Source organism: Streptomyces gilvosporeus (assembly GCF_002082195.1).
Classification (GTDB): domain Bacteria; phylum Actinomycetota; class Actinomycetes; order Streptomycetales; family Streptomycetaceae; genus Streptomyces; species Streptomyces gilvosporeus.
The window spans coordinates 6,819,333-6,837,681 of the sequence record NZ_CP020569.1 but is presented as its reverse complement, the minus strand read 5'-3'; the positions used below and the strand labels follow the sequence as shown (position 1 = coordinate 6,837,681).

Genomic DNA, 18,349 nt, shown 5'->3' with positions numbered 1-18,349 from the left:
CTCTCCCTGCGGCCGGAGCCGCTGGTGCCCCCCAGCCGACGCCGGGGGGTGCCCCCATGCGCTCATCGGTCCCGGCAACTCCCCTGTCAGCGCTTGTACTTCTTGATGCTGGAGTCGCCTCGGGTGTCGTCCGCGTACTTCTGGATGTGCTGTATCGCCTCGTCCGGCGTCATCCGGCCGGCCATCATCTCGCCGAGCGCGCCGACCCCGATCCGTTCCTTCTGCAGCGCGACATACCAGTCCTGGAGCCGGGGGTTGACGATGTTCGAGCCCGCCTTCTGGAGTGCCGTATGCGCCGAGGACAGGCCGGGCGGAAGGGTGACGCCCTCCGTGCCGCCGTTGAACGAACACAGCGAGGACACCTGCTTGATGAAATTCTGCGCGGACTTCTTGCTGAGCATGATGCGCAGCAGCTCCATCCCGCCCTCGGAGTTCCTCGCCGCCTTCGGGACGATGTACGGCTCACCGCCCGACGCCCAGATCGTGCCGAACGGCATCTTGTCCGAGGCGGAGAGGCTGGACGGCGCGCCGACCGCGAGGTCGAAATGCGGGTTCGCGGCGATCTGCTTGGCGGACTCGTTCTCCACCCAGGAGCCGTTGGGGATGAACAGCGCCTTTCCGTCGGCCCATGCCTTCTGCGACTGGAGGTGGTCGAGTCCCGGCGAGCCCTTGAGGACGTACCCCTTCTTGTAGAGCTCGTAATAGGCGTCGAAGGCCGCCTTGACCGCGGGGTCCTTCCAGGCGTTGGGTTCGAGGTTGTCGATCCGCCGCAGCACTTCCGCACCGCCGATTTTGGCGATGAACGGGTAGAGGCTGAAGGGCAGGTAGTAGGGGTACTTGCCGGGATAGGTCCAGCCCGCGATGCCCTTCTTCTTGGCCTTCGCGCACAGCGCGAGCATGTCGTCCCAGGTCTCGGGGTATTCCGCGTCGAGCTTGTGCAGATTGCCTCTGGAGTACCACACACCGTACACCGTGTAGGCGTAGTAGAGGATCCAGGTCTCCTTGCCGCCGAACTGCCCCATTTCGATGACGCCCGGTCGCAGCGTGTCGCGGACCTTCTTCGCCGGGTCGTCGACCGAGGGGGCGTCCAGGAGCGGCGTCAGATCGCTGAGCTGGTTCTTGGCGACCAGGGTGCCGAAGTCCATCTGCTCGGCGCCGGAGTTGTCGACGAGGTCGGGCGGGTTTCCCCCGTTGAACCGCGGCTGGAGGGTCGACTGGATCTTCTGCGTCGAGGAGAGCTTGACCTTGCCGCCGGCCTTGGGAAAGGCCTTGACGTACTCCGCCTGCGCGTCCTTGGCGTATTTGTCGCCGAATCCACCGTCGAAGATGACGACGTCCAGTCCCGCGGACTCATTGACGGCCAGGGGATTCTTCGCCGATTTCGTTCCCTTGGCGACCTTGTCATTGCCACCGCCGGAGGCGCCGGCACAGGCGGACAGCACACTCATGGCCGGTACGGCGACAATGCCGAGTGCGGCGGCCCGCTTGACCAGATCGCGACGGTTGAATTCTGAGGTGGATCCCATGCTCAAGTCCTCGCCTTCTTCAGGACTCAGGCGGTGTACCGGAGCCACCCCGGCACCGCAGGTCAGATGAAGCTGAGTTGTACGGGATGTGCACCGGACGCGCGGGATACGCGCTAGGGAGACGCGGGGAAATCATCCATTCCCCGGCACTCCCCCGGATCCACGGCCCGGTCGCGCGGCCGCTGGGATGCCGACAGGTATAGTCCACTTCCAGCCGAAGGGGCAAGATCGAATGCAGGGTTGGACGGCGTCTTTCCCTAGTTGAGACCTCTGCGGCATGCCGGGAGTTCTCCCCTTGTCCGGCGCGCCGGTGCACGGGAGCGGAAATCCGCCCCTCGCTCACCACGGCGACCCACCGACCGCAACGACACCCTTGACACCCTTCTCCCCGCACCCCTTACTTATCTCTGCCCACCCGCTCGTCCCCGCCTTTCCCTGCGCCATCCAGCATCAACTGACAACGATGTCAACTCCGTTGAGAGGGCTCGCGTGCGGCACAGACACCGGCACCGTTCACCGTGGACCGTCACCCGTCCGGCCGCCGCCCTCGCGACGGCCGCGCTGCTCGCCGTCACCGTGCTCGTCCCGGCCCAGGCCGCGCCCGCCCAAGCCCCGCCGCACCCGGCGGAGTTCCATACCTCGTTCGAATCCGGCGATCCGCCCCTGACCTGGCGCGACACCGTCGACACCGCCCCCGACGGCACGCCTCGCGCCGCGGGCGTCACCCCCGAGCCACCGGCCGCCACCGCGGCGCCCGGCATGACGAGCCACCCCGACACCGGCCCCACCGACTCACCCACCGCCAAGGCGCACGCCGGCTTCACCGGCACCCACGCCCTGCGCTACGCGGGCACCCACACCGCGCCCGGCCGCGGCTACGCGTACAACAAACTCTTCGACGTCGACATCCCCGTCACCGCGTCCACCACGCTCTCCTACCGGCTCTTCCCGGAGATGGCGACCACGGATCTGTCGTATCCCGCGACCCATGTCGCCGTGGACCTGGCCTTCACGGACGGCACCTACCTCAGCGACCTGCACGCCGTCGACCAGCACGGCGCGCCCCTGACCCCGCAGGGCCAGGCCGCCTCCAAGACCCTCTACGTCAATCAGTGGAACCACCGCGCCTCCCGCATCGGCGCGGTCGCCGCCGGCAAGACCGTCGACCGCATCCTGATCGCCTACGACGCACCCGCCGCGCCGCGCACCGCGCCCGCCTTCCGCGGCTGGGTCGACGACATCGCCCTCGCCCCCGCACCACCGGACAAGCGGCTCGGCCACCTCTCCGACTACGCCCTCACCACCCGCGGCACCCTCTCCAGCGGCAGCTTCTCGCGCGGCAACACCTTCCCCGCGACCGCCGTCCCCAACGGCTTCACCTTCTGGACGCCGGTGACCAACGCCGGCTCCACCGACTGGCTCTACGAGTACGCGCGGCGCAACAACGCCGACAACCTGCCCACCCTCCAGGCGTTCAGCGCCAGCCATGAGCCCAGTCCCTGGATGGGCGACCGCCAGACGTTCCAGGTCATGCCGTCCCTCGCCCCCGGCATCCCCGACGCCTCGCGCACCGCCCGCGCCCTCCCCTTCCACCATGCGAACGAGACCGCGCACCCGCACTACTACGGCGTCACCTTCGACAACGGCCTGAAGGCGGAGATCACCCCCACCGATCACGCCGCCCTCATGCGCTTCACCTTCCCCGGTGACCACGCCGCCCTCCTCTTCGACAACGTCAACAACAAGGGCGGACTGACCCTCGACACCCGGCACGGCGTCGTCACCGGTTTCTCCGACGTCAAAAGCGGCCTGTCGACCGGTGCGACCCGGCTGTTCGTCTACGGCGTCCTCGACGCTCCGGTCACCGGCGGCGGCCGGCTCGACAACGAGGGGTGCGGCGTCAGCCGCTCCAGTGGAGCCGGTGCTTGCACCGGGGGCAAGGACGTCACCGGCTATCTGCGCCTCCGGCCCGGCGCCGACCGCACCGTGACGCTGCGCATCGCCACCTCCCTGATCGGCGTCGACCAGGCGAGGGCCAATCTGACCCGCGAGATCCCGGCGGGCACCCCCTTCGCGGCCGTCGAACGCCGGGCCCAGGCCCAATGGGACGCCCTCCTGGGCCGCGTCGAGGTCGAGGGCGCGAGCCCGGACCAGCTCACCACCCTCTACTCCAGCCTCTACCGCCTCTACCTCTATCCCAACTCCGGTTCCGAGCAGACCGGTTCGGGCATCCGCTACGCCAGCCCGTTCTCCCCGCAGACCGGCCCGGACACCCCCACCCGCACCGGCTCGAAAATCGTCGACGGCCAGATCTACGTCAACAACGGCTTCTGGGACACCTACCGGACCACCTGGCCGGCCTATTCGCTGCTCACTCCGCACCGGGCCGGGCGCATGGTCGACGGATTCGTCCGCCAGTACAAGGACGGCGGCTGGATCTCCCGCTGGTCCTCCCCCGGCTATGCGGATCTGATGACCGGTACGAGTTCCGATGTCGCGTTCGCCGATGCGTATGTCAAGGGCGTGCCCTTCGAGGCCGAGGCCGCCTATGAAGCGGCCGTGAAGAATGCGACCGTGGCCCCGCCCGGTCCCGGTGTCGGCCGTAAGGGAATGACCACCTCCCCCTTCCTCGGCTATACGAGCACCGACACCCGCGAGGGCCTGTCCTGGGCCCTGGAGGGCTGTCTCAACGACTTCGGCATCGCCCGTATGGGCGAGGCCCTGTACGCGAAAACGCATAAACGGCGCTACCTCGAAGAGTCGATGTATTTCCGGCATCGCGCGCAGAACTATGTCCACCTCTTCGACCGCCGTATCGGCTTCTTCCAGGGCAAGGACGCCCAGGGCGACTGGCGCCTGACGCCCAAGGCATTCGACCCCCGCGTCTGGGGCTACGACTACACCGAGACCAACGCCTGGACCTACGCCTTCACCGCACCCCAGGACACCCGGGGCCTGGCCAACCTTTACGGCGGCCGGTCCGCGCTGGCCCGGAAACTCGATGCGTACTTCGCCACCCCGGAGACCGCGTCCAAGGAATTCGCCGGCTCCTACGGCGACGTCATCCACGAAATGACCGAGGCCCGCGACACCCGGATGGGCATGTACGGCCACAGCAACCAGCCCGCACACCACATCGCGTATGTCTATGACGCCGCCGGCCGCCCCTGGAAAACCCAGGAGAAGGTCCGCGAGGTGCTCTCCCGCCTCTACCTCGGCAGCGAAATCGGCCAGGGATACCCGGGCGACGAGGACAACGGCGAAATGTCCGCCTGGTATGTCTTCAGCGCGCTCGGCTTCTACCCCCTGGTCATGGGCCAGGGCGAATACGCGGTCGGCTCCCCGCTGTTCACCAAGGCGACGGTCCATCTGGAGAACGGCCACGATCTGATCGTCAACGCGCCCCGCAACAGCGCCCGCAACGTCTACGTCCAGTCCCTCAAGGTCAACGGAAAACCGTGGAATTCCACCGCACTGCCGCATGCGCTGCTCGCCCGGGGAGCCCGGCTGGACTTCGCGATGGGCCCGAAGCCCTCGGCCTGGGGCAGCGGAAAGAACGCCGGTCCCACCTCGCTCACCCGTGACGACCGCGTCCCGTCCCCCGTCCACGATCTGACGGTGCCCGGGGGAGGCTCGCCCCTCCTGGACAACACCTCCGCCACGGATGCCGCCCTCGGCCCGGCCACCGACCTGACGGTGCAATCCGGTGCGGGCCCCGCCGCGCAGTACACCCTCACCTCGTCCGACCGCCAACGGGCGCCCGCGGACTGGGTGTTGCAGGGCTCGACGGACGGTGCGCACTGGACCGATCTCGACCGGCGCACCGGCGAAGGCTTCACCTGGGACCACCAGACCAGGGTCTTCACGGTCGCCCACCCGGGCGCGTACCCGCACTACCGGCTGCTGACGGGCGGGGGCGGCGGGGGGACGGCGCGGCTGGCGGAGGTGGAGCTGCTGTCAGGGTGAGGGGCCGAGGGGCGCTACCCGGCCATCCACGGGACCCGGCACGCATGCGGCGCCCTGCCCTCGGGACACATGCGCCGGAGCACCGTCCTGCGCACGTCCCGCCACACCCGCAGGGAGCACACGACACCGGCGCGCAGCTCGACGGGGCTTCGCTCGCCAGGGTCCTGACCGGGGTTCTCGTGGCCCCACTGGTCCACGAGGAGGTCATACATCTCGGCCACCGGGACACCCCCGGCGAGGATCTCCCGCTCTTCGGCCCAGGCGACCACGCGGGCCCCTCGGGCCTGCGCCGCGGCCGCGACGATGCCCTTGACCCACGCCAGACCGGCCTCGTCCGCATACAGGCCGAATACCAGCCGCCGCGTTCTCATTCCGCCCCCTCCTCGACGGCAGCCTGCCACGGACGGCACAAGGGCCGCACCCCCTTTCCGAGGGGTGCGGCCCTTGGCCGTGCGCCGCTGTGTGCCGGCTGCCGCTTACTTGCGGATCAGGCTGCGCAGCACGTACTGCATGATGCCGCCGTTGCGGTAGTAGTCCGCCTCACCGGGGGTGTCGATGCGGACGACCGCGTCGAACTCGACGCCGGTGTCGGTGGTGACCTTGACCGTGCTCGGGGTCGTGCCGTTGTTCAGCTCGGTCACGCCCGCGATCGAGAAGGTCTCCTCGCCGGTCAGGCCGAGCGATTCGGCCGACTGGCCCTCCGGGAACTGGAGCGGCAGGACGCCCATGCCGATGAGGTTCGAGCGGTGGATGCGCTCGTACGACTCGGTGATGACGGCCTTGACGCCGAGGAGCGCGGTGCCCTTGGCGGCCCAGTCACGGGACGAACCGGAGCCGTACTCCTTGCCGCCCAGGATGACCAGCGGAGTGCCGGCGGCCTGGTAGTTCTGCGACGCGTCGTAGATGAACGACACCGGGGCGTCGGCCTGGGTGAAGTCGCGGGTGTAGCCGCCCTCGGTGCCCGGCGCGATCTGGTTGCGCAGGCGGATGTTGGCGAACGTGCCGCGGATCATGACCTCGTGGTTACCGCGACGGGAACCGTACGAGTTGAAGTCGCGACGCTCGACGCCGTGCTCCGACAGGTACTTACCCGCCGGGGTGTCGGCCTTGATCGCACCGGCCGGGGAGATGTGGTCGGTGGTGACCGAGTCGCCGAGCTTGGCGAGGACGCGGGCGCCCGCGATGTCCTGGACCGGGGCCGGCTCCATCTGCATGCCCTCGAAGTACGGGGGCTTGCGGACGTAGGTGGACTGCGCGTCCCACTCGAAGGTGTTGCCGGTGGGGACCGGCAGCGCCTGCCACTGGGCGTCGCCCGCGAAGACGTCCTCGTAGGACTTCGCGAACATGTCCTCGCCGATGGCGTTGGCGACGACGTCGTTGACCTCGGCCTCGGTCGGCCAGATGTCCTCGAGGTAGACCGGCTTGCCGTCCTGGTCGGTGCCCAGGGCGTCGCGCGTGATGTCCACCTTCATGGAACCCGCGAGGGCGTAGGCGACGACCAGCGGCGGGGACGCCAGGTAGTTCATCTTGACGTCGGGGTTGATCCGGCCCTCGAAGTTACGGTTGCCGGAGAGCACCGAGGTCACGGCCAGGTCGTGGTCGTTGACGGCCTTGGAGACCTCCTCCGGCAGCGGGCCGGAGTTGCCGATGCAGGTGGTGCAGCCGTAGCCGACGAGGTTGAAGCCGACCTTGTCGAGGTAGGGGGTGAGCCCCGCCTTGTCGAAGTAGTCGGTGACGACCTTGGAGCCCGGGGCGAGGGTGGTCTTGACCCACGGCTTGCGGGTCAGGCCCTTCTCGACGGCCTTCTTCGCGACCAGCGCGGCGGCGACCATCACATACGGGTTCGAGGTGTTGGTGCAGGAGGTGATCGCGGCGACGGTGACGGCGCCGTGGTCGATCTCGTACGTCGAGCCGTCGGGGGCCGTGACCGTGGTCGGGCGGCTCGGCACGCCGTTGGTGGCGGCCGGGGCGTCGGAGGCCGGGAAGGACTCCTGGCCCGCCTCGTCGGCGTCGGAGACGTAGTTGAGGACGTCGCGCTCGAACTGCGCCTTGGCGTCGGCGAGGACGATACGGTCCTGCGGGCGCTTGGGGCCGGCGATCGAGGGGACGACCGTCGACAGGTCCAGCTCCAGCTTCTCGGAGAAGTCGGGCTCGGCGGCCGGGTCGAGCCAGAGGCCCTGCTCCTTGGCGTACGCCTCGACGAGCGCGACCTGCTGCTCGGAGCGGCCGGTCAGCTTGAGGTAGTTCAGCGTCTCGCCGTCGATCGGGAAGATGGCGGCGGTGGAGCCGAACTCCGGCGACATGTTGCCGATGGTGGCGCGGTTGGCCAGCGAGGTCGCCGCCACACCCTCGCCGTAGAACTCGACGAACTTACCGACGACGCCGTGCTTGCGCAGCATCTCGGTGATGGTGAGCACGAGGTCCGTGGCGGTCGTACCCGGCTTCAGCTCACCGGTCAGCTTGAAGCCGACCACGCGCGGGATGAGCATGGAGACCGGCTGGCCGAGCATCGCGGCCTCGGCCTCGATGCCGCCGACGCCCCAGCCCAGCACGCCCAGGCCGTTGACCATGGTGGTGTGCGAGTCGGTGCCGACGAGGGTGTCGGGGTAGGCCTGGCCGTTGCGCACCATGACCGTACGGGCCAGGTGCTCGATGTTGACCTGGTGGACGATGCCGGTGCCCGGGGGGACGACCTTGAACTCGTCGAAGGCGGTCTGGCCCCAGCGCAGGAACTGGTAGCGCTCCTTGTTGCGGCCGTACTCCAGCTCGACGTTCTGGCCGAAGGCGTCCTTCGTGCCGAACTTGTCGGCGATGACGGAGTGGTCGATGACCAGCTCGGCCGGCGCCAGCGGGTTGATCTTCGCCGGGTCGCCGCCCAGCTCCTTGACGGCCTCACGCATGGTGGCGAGGTCCACGACACATGGCACACCGGTGAAGTCCTGCATGATCACGCGGGCCGGCGTGAACTGGATCTCCTGCGACGGCTGCGCCTGGGAGTCCCAGTTGCCGAGCGCGCGGATGTGGTCGGCGGTGATGTTCGCGCCGTCCTCGGTGCGGAGCAGGTTCTCCAGCAGCACCTTCAGGCTGTAGGGAAGGCGAGCGGAGCCCTCGACCTTGTCCAGCTTGAAGATCTCGTACGACTCGTCGCCCACGCGCAGCGTGCTGCGGGCGTCGAAGCTGTTCGCCGACACGACAGTCTCCTTCATGCATGAATTCGCGCGTACCACCGCGCTGTGCACCCTATGCGACTGCCGTCGCGGGGTGCCGTCACAGGTGCTTGCCAATCCGCTAAGGTATGCCTAAGTTAGGCACACCTTACTAGCGCGACAGCGGTACGCCTTTCGGCAGATATCTCGATGTCGAGATAACTCTAGTACATCGGTGCGGCGGGGTCATGCCCTGGCCACTGTGACCTGTCCGGCGCGGACATCCGAGTCCGCGTGGATCCGGCGCTGGGCCGATCGGGTCGGCGGGGGCGTGAGGGAAGCGCGGAGCGGTCATTTCTTGCGGCATGAAGAAGACCGTTGTCACCGCAGCCCTCGCCCTGTCCGCGGGCATCGCCCTGGCCATTCCCGCCCAGGCCCACACCGGCCTCGACCCCCACACCGGCACGATGCCGGACGTGAAGGGCAAGGACCTGGTCACCGCGTACCAGACCCTCCACTACGACCTCCGCGTCCGCTTCTCGGACGGGCTCGGCAAGGGCCGCCATGTGCTGTGGCCCGCCGCATGGAAGGTGTGCGACCAGCAGCCGGCCGCGGGGGCCCATATGGCGGGGCCCCATATGGACGAGCTGAAGATCACGCTGACCGTGGTGAAGGAGGACGAGCGGTGCAGCACCCCCAGGGGCGCCAACCGCCACCGGGGCAGCGGCAGCCACCGGGCGATCGGCAGAGAATGGGCATAGTGGGGCGGGATGGGGGGAGGCCGGGACCTGGTGTCGCGGACGTCGTGTCACATCCGCCGGAGCTCGTCCGTCACAGAGGTGAGGGACCGTAACGGAGGAATGGGCGCGATGGACGAGTCGGGTGGGCGGCAGCAGTGGCTGGCGGAGCGGTTCGAGGAGCACCGCGGTCATCTGCGGGCGGTCGCCTACCGGATGCTCGGCTCCCTGACCGAGGCCGAGGACGCCGTACAGGAGACCTGGCTGCGACTGAGCCGCTCGGGTGCGGACGGGGTGGAGAACCTGGGCGGCTGGCTGACGACCGTCGTCGGGCGGGTATGCCTGGACATCCTGCGCAGCCGCAAGGCGCTGCGCGAGGACCCGCTGGAGACCCACGTTCCCGAGCCCGTCATCAGCCGCGAGGAGGGCATCGACCCCGAGCAGGAGGTGCTGCTGGCCGATGCGGTCGGGCTGGCGCTGCTGGTCGTCCTCGAAACGCTCGCCCCGGCGGAACGGCTGGCGTTCGTGCTGCACGACATGTTCGCGGTGCCCTTCGACGACATCGCGCCCATCGTGGAACGCAGCCCCGCCGCCACCCGCCAGCTCGCCAGCCGCGCCCGCCGCCGGGTCCAGGGCACCGCGACCCCCGACGCCGATCTGCCCCGCCAGCGCAAGGTCGTGCACGCCTTCCTCGCCGCCTCCCGCGACGGCGATTTCGATGCGCTGCTCGCGGTCCTCGACCCGGATGTGCTGCTGCGCGCGGACGGCGGCGCGGTGTCGCCGAACCTGTCGAAGGTGGTGCGCGGGGCGCGGGCCGTGGTGGAACAGGCGCTGCTGTTCTCGCGGTTCGCCCTCACCTCGCGGCCCGCCCTGGTGAACGGCGTGCCGGGTGTCGTGGCGGTCCGAGAGGGCCGGGCGTTCTCGGTGCTGGGCCTGACGATCGCCGACGGCAGGATCGTCGAGATCAACATCCTCGCGGATCCGGAGCGGCTGGCGGGAGTCGACGTGGCGGCGCTCTGACGCCGGCGGCACCCCCAGGGTCACCCGTACGGCGGCGGGCGCGAGCGCCCCACCGGCATGTCACCCCCATCCACAGAAGCCCTCAAAGCGCAAGAAAAACGGCCGAATGAGGGATAGCTCCATAAAAACGGAAAGAACACGACAATCCGATAAACGTCAATGCGGGCATCCATCTCATATCTGAGATACGGTCACCCCATGGCAGACGACTACCTCGTACGCATCGGCAGGCTCATCCGTGACGCCCGACAGCACCGGGGCTGGACACAGACGCAGCTCGCCGACGCGCTCGGCACCAGCCAGAGCGCCGTGAACCGCATTGAACGTGGCAACCAGAACATCAGCCTTGAGATGATCGCCCGTATCGGCGAAGCCCTGGACAGCGAAATCATCTCGCTCGGTTATGCCGGACCGATGCATCTCCGGGTGGTCGGCGGCCGCCAGCTGTCCGGCAGCATCGACGTCAAGACGAGCAAGAACGCCTGTGTCGCGCTGCTTTGCGCCACGCTGCTGAACGCCGGAAAGACAACTCTGCGCCGGGTGGCGCGCATTGAGGAGGTCTACCGCATCCTGGAGGTGCTGGGCAGCATCGGCGTCCGCACCCGCTGGATCAACAACGGCAGCGACCTGGAGATCGTCCCGCCCGCCGAGCTCAACCTCGAGGCGATGGACACCGAGGCCGCGCGCCGCACCCGCAGCGTCATCATGTTCCTCGGACCGCTGCTGCACCGGATGGACCACTTCAAGCTTCCCTACGCGGGCGGTTGTGACCTGGGGACCCGTACGGTGACGCCGCATATGACGGCGCTGCGCCACTTCGGGCTGGAGATCACCGCGACCGACGGTACGTATCTGGCCGAGGTCGATCGCAGCGTCGAGCCCAAGCGCGCGATCGTGCTGACCGAGCGCGGGGACACCGTCACGGAGAACGCCCTGCTGGCCGCCGCCCGGCACGACGGCGTCACCGTCATCCGCAACGCCTCCTCCAATTACATGGTCCAGGATCTCTGCTTCTTCCTGGAGGAGTTGGGCGTCAAGGTCGAGGGCGTCGGCACCACCACGCTCACCGTCCACGGCGTCACGCACATCGACCGGGACGTGGACTACGCACCGTCCGAGGACCCGGTCGAGGCGATGAGCCTGCTGGCGGCGGCCGTGGTCACCGAGTCGGAGCTGACGATCCGCCGGGTGCCGGTGGAATTCCTGGAGATCGAGCTGGCGGTCCTGGAGGAGATGGGCCTCGACCACGAGCGCAGCACGGAGTACGCCGCCGACAACGGCCGCACCCGGCTGATCGATCTGACCGTCCGCCCCTCCAAGCTCCAGGCCCCGATCGACAAGATCCACCCGATGCCGTTCCCGGGCCTGAACATCGACAACGTCCCCTTCTTCGCGGCCATCGCGGCCAGCGCCCAGGGCCAGACCCTCATCCACGACTGGGTCTACGACAACCGCGCCATCTACCTGACCGACCTCAACCGCCTGGGCGCCCAGGTCAAACTGCTCGACCCGCACCGGGTGCTGGTCGACGGCCCCACCCGCTGGCGCTCCTCGGAGATGATGTGCCCGCCGGCACTGCGCCCGGCCGTCGTCGTCCTCCTCGCGATGATGGCCGCCGAGGGCACGTCCGTGCTGCGCAACGTCTATGTCATCAACCGGGGTTATGAGGATCTGGCGGAGCGGCTGAACTCCATCGGCGCGCAGATTGAGATCTTCCGGGATATCTGAGTTGCGGGTGCCAGTGCCGCCGCCCTCGTTCTGACCTGCACTCATGTGGGTCTTGAGGGGGTGCGGCGGCACGTCCCGGCGGCGTCACCGTCGAACCGATCGACCGCCCACGTCAACACTGGCGTTCGGCGGCCGGTTGGCGATATCGCTGACGGTGGTCTTGCCGGTCGCCTGGTCGTTCGCGGTGTAGGGCAGCAGGTCGTCGCGGATCTGGAAGGCCATGCCGAGTCGTTCTGCCTACTGGCGCAGGGAGTTGACCTGAGCGGGGGGCGCACCGCCCAGGATCGCTCCGGCCTGGCAGGCGGCGGCGGTCAGGGCGGCGGTCTTGCCGTGGATCACGTCGAGTACGGTCGGCACGCCGCAGGTCACGTCGCCGCGGATCTCGGTTTCGCGGAGGATGGCCCGGCACATGTGTCGCAGCGCGTCGGCCCGAGCCGCTCAGACCCGGAGGACCCGGGGCCCCAGGAGCGCGTAGCGGTGGGCCTCGGCGGCGGACAGGCCGGTGTCGGTGATGATCGTTTCGAAGTCGGAGATCTCGGCGAAGCGGCAGAAGCTGCTGGCGCCGAACTTTCCGTGGTGGCCCAGGAAGATGCGCCGCCGGGACACCTCCAGGGCCTTGGCCTTCACATCGGCGACGGTCGGGTCGGGGGTGGTCAGGCCGCACTCCCTCGAGATGCCGTTCGATCCGATATACGCGAGGTCGATGACGAAGCCCGCGAGCATCGAGCATGCCCAGGAGCCCACGCTCGCGAGGGTGCGGGCGCGTACCCGGCCGCCGAGCAGCAGGGTCGTGATGTGGGGGGACTCGGCGACCGCCGCGGCCGTCGGCAGCGATGCGGTCACCACCGTCAGCGGCCGGTCGGTGGGCAGCAGCCCGGCGAGGATCTGGGGTGTGTAGCCCTCGTCCACGAACACGGTCTCGGCGTCGCCGAGCAGCTTCGCGCCCTGGGCGGCGATCCGGCGTTTGTTCTCCACATGCAGGGTGACCCGCTGTGCGAGGTCCGTCTCGAATCCGGCGCTCTCCACCGGATAGGCGCCGCCGCGGGTACGGCGCACCAGGCCGCGGCGCGCCAGCTCGGCCAGATCGCGACGGATGGTTTCCGGTGCCACTCCGAAGTCGGCTGCGGCGTCGGCGACTTCGAGCCTGCCGTTCTTCCGCGCCAGGGTCAGTAATCGGTGGTGCCGTTCGTCCGGACGCATCCCCGCACCCCTCCCCACACCCCCTGCTCCCCGCAGGATGGCGGCAACCTAACAGGCGGGCCCGTAAAGGTTCTTGGGGCCACCGAGGGGGTGGCGCCAGGCCGCCGGTCTCTCACCCGCCGGCCGCCTCCCGCGTCTGCTCCTGGGGCCTGAGGACCACGAACTCCGCGCCCGCCGGGTCGGTGCACACGGCCAGGCGGCCGACGCCCTCGGCGGTCTCCGGGCCCATGGACACCGCGCCGCCGTGCCGGGTCACCAGACCGACGGTGGCATCGCAGTCCGCGGTGCCGAACACCGGGTGCCAGTACGGCTTTCCCCCGCCCTTGAAGAAGTCCTGGGGGACGCCCATGATGCCGCCGTGCATCCGCTCCTCGCCGGCGCCCCGGGGCGCTATCAGGGTGTAGGTGCCGCCCCCGCCCGGCAGCGCTATGTCCTGGGTGGTCCAGCCGAACAGCGAACGGTAGAAGGCCTGCGCGGCGGGCGAGTCGGTGGTGTAGAGCTCGACCCAGCCCAGGCTGCCGGGGGCGTCCGTCAGCTCCAGCCCCGGGTATCTGCCGGGCTGCCAGATCGCGAATTCCGCGCCCTGCGGGTCGGTGAGCTGGGCGAAGCGGCCCTCGGTGTCCCCGACCTCGGCGGGCTGCGTACGGACCGCGCCGCCGGCCTGCTCGGCCGCCTTGATCGTGGCGTCCGCATCCGGGGTGTTGAAGTAGATGGTCCAGGCGGGGCGGGCGCCGGGCTCGGTGAGCGGACCGACCGCGCCGACGACCTTGCCGTCGAGGCGGAAGAGGGTGTATCCGTCCGGCTCCTCGCTGTAGGGCGCGGCCTGCCAGTCGAACACGGCGCGGTAGAAGGCCGCCGCGGCGTCGGCATCGCGGGCGCCCAGATCGAGCCAGCAGGGGGAGCCGGGGACGAAGTCAGTGGTGATCATGGTCCTTCCCTTCGCAGTTCCCGGGAGCGTTTTTGCGGTACGGTGCCCGGCCGACCGCGTGCCCGGCTTCGTATCGGCTTCGTATGCGGGTGTGCATCGGCTTCGTTCCGGCTTCGGATCCCGGCCTGGTTTCCAGACTGACATCCGCCACTGACAATCGCCCGTCGGCCGCCCTTCGACGGCCCGTCGACCGCGGTCCGGGCCGCAGTTCGGGCCGGAATCCGGGCTGGAATCCGGGCTGGAATCCGGGTCCGGGTTCAGGCCCTCGTGCGGTACAGCTCCTTGGCGATGAGGGAGCGCTGCACCTCGGTGGCCCCCTCGTAGATGCGTGGTGCACGGACCTCCCGGTAGAGGTGTTCGAGCAGGTGGCCGCGGCGCAGGGCGCGGGCCCCGTGGATCTGGACGGCGGTGTCGACGGCGTACTGGGCGGTTTCCGTCGCCAGGAGTTTGGCCATGGCCGAGCGGCGGGCGATATCGCGCGCGCCGGTGTCGTACGCCGAGGCCGCCGCGTACACCAGCAGGCGCGCGGCCTCGATGCGGGTGGCCATCTCGGCGAGCTGGTGGCCGACGGACTGGAGGTCCCGCAGCGGGCCGCCGAACGCCGTGCGGGTCCCCGCATGCGCCAGCGCGGCGTCCAGCGCGGCCTGGGCCATGCCGACGGCGAAGGCGCCCACACTGGGACGGAAGAGATTCAGGGTGGCCATCGCGACCCGGAACCCGCCGCCGACCTCGCCCAGCACATCCGCCCGCGTCACCGGCACGCCGTCGAAGACCAGGGTGCCGAGCGGGTGCGGGCTGAGCATCTCCAGGGGAGCGCCGGTCAGGCCGGGGCGGTCGGCGGGGACCAGGAAGGCGGTGACGCCGCGGGCGCCCGGTGCGCCGCCGGTGCGGGCGAAGACGGTGGCGAAGTCGGCCTCGGGGGCGTTGGAGATCCAGCATTTCTCGCCGGTCAGCCGCCAGCCGTCGGGGCCGTCCGGTTCGGCGGCCAGGGACAGCGCCGCGGCGTCCGAGCCCGCACCGGGCTCGCTCAGCGCGAAGGACGCGACGGCCCGCCCCGCGGTCACCTCCGGCAGCCACCGGGCGCGCTGGGCGTCGGTCCCGGACTGCACGACCGGATAGGTGCCCAGCCCCTGGAGGGCGAGCGCGGTCTCGGCCTCCGTGCACTCCTGGGCAAGCGATTCCCGCAGCAGGCACAGGTCCAGGGCCCGCAGCCGTCCGTCGGCGGGGAACAGGCGCCGCAGCAGGCCGAGTTCGCCGAGCGCGGCGACCAACGGGCGGTTGATCCGGCCGGCTTCGCCTTGCTGCGCGAGCGGCCGCAGCCACTGTGCCGTCAGCTCCCTCAGCTCGGCGCACCATTGCTGTTCGTCCGGTCCCAGCGCAAAGGCGGTCACGCGGCGGCTCCCTGGTAGCGGCGGTGGCGGTCCGGCGGCGGTCGGCCGCCGCCGCGGCACACGTGGCCGCCGCATATCGCGGTCTGTTGACTGCCGTCACGAACACGTTACGCTGACGAAGGATCCGAACGGCAGCCCCCGAGCACCCAGCGAGCACCTCCCGTCCCGCACCAGCTCTGCACGGTCCCCCATCCCTCCCCGGCCGCCCGTCGGCCGCCTCGCCGTCAGGGGGCGCACCCGCCATGGAGCTACGGCCCTCGGCCCACGCCGACACCTTTGCGCGCGACCGGCTGCCGCCCCGCGAGCAGTGGCCGCAGCTGACCGATCTGGGCTATCCCGACCGGCTGAACTGCGGCGCCGAGCTGCTGGACGCCACCATCGCGCGGCTGGGGCCCGACCGTCCTGCGGTCCGCGATGCGGGCGGGGTGGTGTGGACCTACGGTCAGCTGCGCGAACAGGTCGATGCGATCGCCCAGGTGCTGACCGGGCGGCTGGGCGTGCTGCCCGGCAACCGCGTACTGCTGCGCGGCCCGACCACGCCGTGGCTGGCCGCCTGCTGGCTGGCGGTGATGAAGGCGGGCGCGGTGGCGGTGACGGTCCTGGCCTCGCAGCGCCCCGAGGAGCTGGCCACGATCTGCCGGCTCGCGCAGGTGCGCCATGCGCTGTGCGACCGGCGCGCGGTGGCCGATCTGGTGCGGGCCGAGGTCCCGGACCTGCGGATCACCACGTACGGCGGGGACGGCCCCGAGGACCTCCAGCGGCTCGCCAAGCCGGGATCCGGGCCGTACGAGGCCGTGGCGACCGCCTCGGACGATGTCGCGCTGATCGCCTTCACCTCCGGCACCACCGGCCGCCCCAAGGGCTGTCTGCACTTCCACCGGGACGTGCTGGCGATCGCCGACACGTTTTCGGCGCAGGTGCTGCGCCCGCGCCCGGACGACGTCTTCGCCGGCAGCCCGCCGCTCGGTTTCACCTTCGGCCTGGGGGGTCTGGTCGTCTTCCCGCTGCGGGCCGGCGCCTCGGCCTTCCTGGCCGACTGGGGCGGCCCCGACCGGCTGCTCTCCGATATCGCCGCCCACCGGATATCGGTCCTGTTCACCGCGCCGACCGCCTACCGCGCGATGCTGGCCCGCCTGCCGGGCCACGACCTGTCCTCGCTGCGCCGCTGTGTGGCGGCCGGCGAGAATCTGCCCGCCGCGACCTGGCAGTCCTGGTACGAGGCGACGGGCCTGCGGATCATCAACGGCCTCGGCGCCACGGAACTGCTGCACATCGTCCTCTCCGCGGCCGACGACGCGATCCGGCCGGGCACCACCGGGCTGCCGGTCCCCGGTTACGAGGCGCGGGTGGTGGACGCGGACGGGGCGCCGGTGCCGGACGGCACACCGGGACTGCTGGCCGTCCGCGGCCCGACGGGATGCCGCTATCTCGCCGACGCCCGGCAGACGGAGTACGTGCGGGACGGCTGGAACCACACCGGCGACACCTACGTCCGCGAGCCCGACGGCTACTTCCGCTACGTGGCCCGCGCGGACGACATGATCGTCTCGGCCGGCTACAACATCGCCGGCCCGGAGGTGGAGGACGCGCTGTCGGGGCACCCGGATGTGGTGGAGGCGGCGGTGGTGGGACGGCCCGATGCGGAACGCGGGGCGGTGGTCGTCGCGCATGTGGTGCTGCGCGCGGGCGTGGCCGCGGGAGAGGAGACCGTCGCGGCGCTGCGCGCCTTCACCAAGTCCCGGATAGCGCCGTACAAATGCCCGCGCGAGTTCGTCTTCCACACCGCGCTGCCGCGCACCCCCACCGGCAAGCTCCAGCGCTTCCGGCTGCGCGCCGGCGATCTACAGTGACCCGGTGAGCGACCAGCCAGCGCAGTCCACCCCACGGTCCCTGATCGTCACCTTCTACGGCGCCTACGGACGGGGCGGCCCCGACGACGCGGACGGTATCGCCGGGCCCGTGCCGATCGCCGCCCTGATCCGACTGCTGGGGGCGGTCGGTGTGGATGCGCCGTCGGTGCGCTCGGCGGTCTCCCGGCTCAAGCGCCGCGGACTGCTCGTCGCGGACCGTACCGCCTCCGGGGCGGCGGCCTACGGGCTGTCCGACGCCGCCCGCCAGCTGCTGGAGGACGGCGACCGGCGGATCTACGGGCGGCCCGCGGCGCGGCTGTCCGACGGCTGGGTGCTGGCCGTCTTCTCCGTCCCCGAGGAGGAGCGGCACAAGCGCCATCTGCTGCGCTCCCGGCTGGCCCGGCTCGGTTTCGGCACCGCCGCGCCTGGCGTCTGGATTGCGCCCGCGCATCTCCACGAGGAGACCCGGCACACCCTGGAGCGGCTTCAGCTCGCCTCGTACGTCGATCTGTTCACCGGCACCCACACCGGTTTCGAGCCCACCGCGCGGGCGGTCGCCAGGTGGTGGGACCTGGAGGCCGTCGCCGCGCAGCACCGCGCCTTCCTGGACGTCCATGAGCCGGTGCTGCGGCGCTGGTCGCGGCGGCGCGCGGTGGACCCGGAGGCGGCCTACCACGACTATCTGCCGGCGCTGGACGCCTGGCGCCGGCTGCCGTACGCGGATCCGGGGCTGCCCGCTCCCCTCCTGCCCGAGGACTGGCCGGGCGGGCGCGCGGCCGAGGTGTTCGACCTGCTGCACGCCACGCTCCGGTCGGCGGGCGCCCGTTACGTCCGCGAGACGGCGGCCTGAGTCACCG

At 70.3% G+C, this 18,349-nt stretch carries 14 protein-coding genes; 6 read left to right on the top strand and 8 right to left on the bottom strand.

What is annotated here, in order from left to right:
- Window positions 1-86: 86 nt before the first annotated feature.
- Window positions 87-1,526 (bottom strand): N-acetylglucosamine/diacetylchitobiose ABC transporter substrate-binding protein, encoded by a 1,440-nt coding sequence (ngcE, locus tag B1H19_RS30460; protein ID WP_083107919.1) that lies wholly within the window; start codon window positions 1,524-1,526, stop codon window positions 87-89.
- Window positions 1,527-2,015: 489 nt separating this feature from the next.
- Between ngcE and B1H19_RS30455 the strand changes: the two genes are divergently transcribed.
- Window positions 2,016-5,492 (top strand): GH92 family glycosyl hydrolase, encoded by a 3,477-nt coding sequence (locus tag B1H19_RS30455; protein ID WP_083107918.1) that lies wholly within the window; start codon window positions 2,016-2,018, stop codon window positions 5,490-5,492.
- Between the two features lie 14 nt (window positions 5,493-5,506).
- Here B1H19_RS30455 and B1H19_RS30450 read toward each other — a convergent pair whose 3' ends face one another.
- Both B1H19_RS30450 and acnA read right to left on the bottom strand, forming a co-directional pair.
- A complete protein-coding gene (locus B1H19_RS30450; protein WP_083107917.1) occupies window positions 5,507-5,863 on the bottom strand; it encodes a hypothetical protein in 357 nt (118 codons plus the stop codon).
- Window positions 5,864-5,968: 105 nt separating this feature from the next.
- A complete protein-coding gene (acnA, locus tag B1H19_RS30445; RefSeq protein ID WP_083107916.1) occupies window positions 5,969-8,683 on the bottom strand; it encodes an aconitate hydratase AcnA in 2,715 nt (904 codons plus the stop codon).
- 320 nt (window positions 8,684-9,003) lie between these two features.
- Here acnA and B1H19_RS30440 point away from each other — a divergent pair, with 320 nt between their 5' ends.
- The 3 genes from B1H19_RS30440 to B1H19_RS30430 all read left to right on the top strand — a co-directional run bounded on the left by B1H19_RS30440 (window position 9,004) and on the right by B1H19_RS30430 (window position 12,123).
- Window positions 9,004-9,399 (top strand): PASTA domain-containing protein, encoded by a 396-nt coding sequence (locus tag B1H19_RS30440; protein WP_203237263.1) that lies wholly within the window; start codon window positions 9,004-9,006, stop codon window positions 9,397-9,399.
- A 108-nt stretch (window positions 9,400-9,507) separates the two neighbouring features.
- Window positions 9,508-10,395, top strand: a complete 888-nt coding sequence (sigJ, locus tag B1H19_RS30435; RefSeq protein ID WP_083107915.1) for an RNA polymerase sigma factor SigJ — start codon at window positions 9,508-9,510, stop codon at window positions 10,393-10,395.
- A 198-nt stretch (window positions 10,396-10,593) separates the two neighbouring features.
- On the top strand, window positions 10,594-12,123 hold the full coding sequence (locus B1H19_RS30430) for a helix-turn-helix domain-containing protein (protein ID WP_083107914.1): 1,530 nt from the start codon (window positions 10,594-10,596) through the stop codon (window positions 12,121-12,123).
- An 84-nt stretch (window positions 12,124-12,207) separates the two neighbouring features.
- Here B1H19_RS30430 and B1H19_RS40050 read toward each other — a convergent pair whose 3' ends face one another.
- From B1H19_RS40050 to B1H19_RS30410, 5 genes are all read right to left on the bottom strand, one after another.
- Window positions 12,208-12,345, bottom strand: coding sequence for a polyprenyl synthetase family protein (locus B1H19_RS40050; RefSeq protein WP_237289573.1), 138 nt, complete (start codon window positions 12,343-12,345; stop codon window positions 12,208-12,210).
- A 15-nt stretch (window positions 12,346-12,360) separates the two neighbouring features.
- Window positions 12,361-12,534, bottom strand: coding sequence for a hypothetical protein (locus B1H19_RS40045; protein WP_237289571.1), 174 nt, complete (start codon window positions 12,532-12,534; stop codon window positions 12,361-12,363).
- A gap of 27 nt (window positions 12,535-12,561) precedes the next feature.
- Window positions 12,562-13,323 carry a DeoR/GlpR family DNA-binding transcription regulator gene (locus B1H19_RS30420; protein ID WP_083107913.1) on the bottom strand — a complete coding sequence of 254 codons (762 nt, stop codon included), beginning with the start codon at window positions 13,321-13,323 and terminating at the stop codon, window positions 12,562-12,564.
- 112 nt (window positions 13,324-13,435) lie between these two features.
- Entirely contained in the window at window positions 13,436-14,251 is an 816-nt protein-coding gene (locus B1H19_RS30415; protein WP_083107912.1) for a VOC family protein, read from the bottom strand.
- 257 nt (window positions 14,252-14,508) lie between these two features.
- On the bottom strand, window positions 14,509-15,642 hold the full coding sequence (locus B1H19_RS30410) for an acyl-CoA dehydrogenase family protein (RefSeq protein ID WP_083107911.1): 1,134 nt from the start codon (window positions 15,640-15,642) through the stop codon (window positions 14,509-14,511).
- Between the two features lie 242 nt (window positions 15,643-15,884).
- Between B1H19_RS30410 and B1H19_RS30405 the strand changes: the two genes are divergently transcribed.
- Both B1H19_RS30405 and B1H19_RS30400 read left to right on the top strand, forming a co-directional pair.
- On the top strand, window positions 15,885-17,492 hold the full coding sequence (locus tag B1H19_RS30405; protein WP_083107910.1) for an AMP-binding protein: 1,608 nt from the start codon (window positions 15,885-15,887) through the stop codon (window positions 17,490-17,492).
- 4 nt (window positions 17,493-17,496) lie between these two features.
- On the top strand, window positions 17,497-18,342 hold the full coding sequence (locus B1H19_RS30400; protein ID WP_083107909.1) for a PaaX family transcriptional regulator: 846 nt from the start codon (window positions 17,497-17,499) through the stop codon (window positions 18,340-18,342).
- Window positions 18,343-18,349 lie beyond the last annotated feature (7 nt).

Excerpts from the sequence above, each read along its gene's own strand:
- ngcE (WP_083107919.1), bottom strand. The coding sequence starts at position 1,526 with ATGGGATCCACCTCAGAATTCAACCGTCGCGATCTGGTCAAGCGGGCC.
- B1H19_RS30450 (WP_083107917.1), bottom strand. The coding sequence starts at position 5,863 with ATGAGAACGCGGCGGCTGGTATTCGGCCTGTATGCGGACGAGGCCGGT.
- B1H19_RS30440 (WP_203237263.1), top strand. The coding sequence starts at position 9,004 with ATGAAGAAGACCGTTGTCACCGCAGCCCTCGCCCTGTCCGCGGGCATC.
- sigJ (WP_083107915.1), top strand. The coding sequence starts at position 9,508 with ATGGACGAGTCGGGTGGGCGGCAGCAGTGGCTGGCGGAGCGGTTCGAG.
- B1H19_RS30430 (WP_083107914.1), top strand. The coding sequence starts at position 10,594 with ATGGCAGACGACTACCTCGTACGCATCGGCAGGCTCATCCGTGACGCC.
- B1H19_RS40050 (WP_237289573.1), bottom strand. The coding sequence starts at position 12,345 with ATGGCCTTCCAGATCCGCGACGACCTGCTGCCCTACACCGCGAACGAC.
- B1H19_RS40045 (WP_237289571.1), bottom strand. The coding sequence starts at position 12,534 with ATGTGCCGGGCCATCCTCCGCGAAACCGAGATCCGCGGCGACGTGACC.
- B1H19_RS30420 (WP_083107913.1), bottom strand. The coding sequence starts at position 13,323 with ATGCGTCCGGACGAACGGCACCACCGATTACTGACCCTGGCGCGGAAG.
- B1H19_RS30415 (WP_083107912.1), bottom strand. The coding sequence starts at position 14,251 with ATGATCACCACTGACTTCGTCCCCGGCTCCCCCTGCTGGCTCGATCTG.
- B1H19_RS30405 (WP_083107910.1), top strand. The coding sequence starts at position 15,885 with ATGGAGCTACGGCCCTCGGCCCACGCCGACACCTTTGCGCGCGACCGG.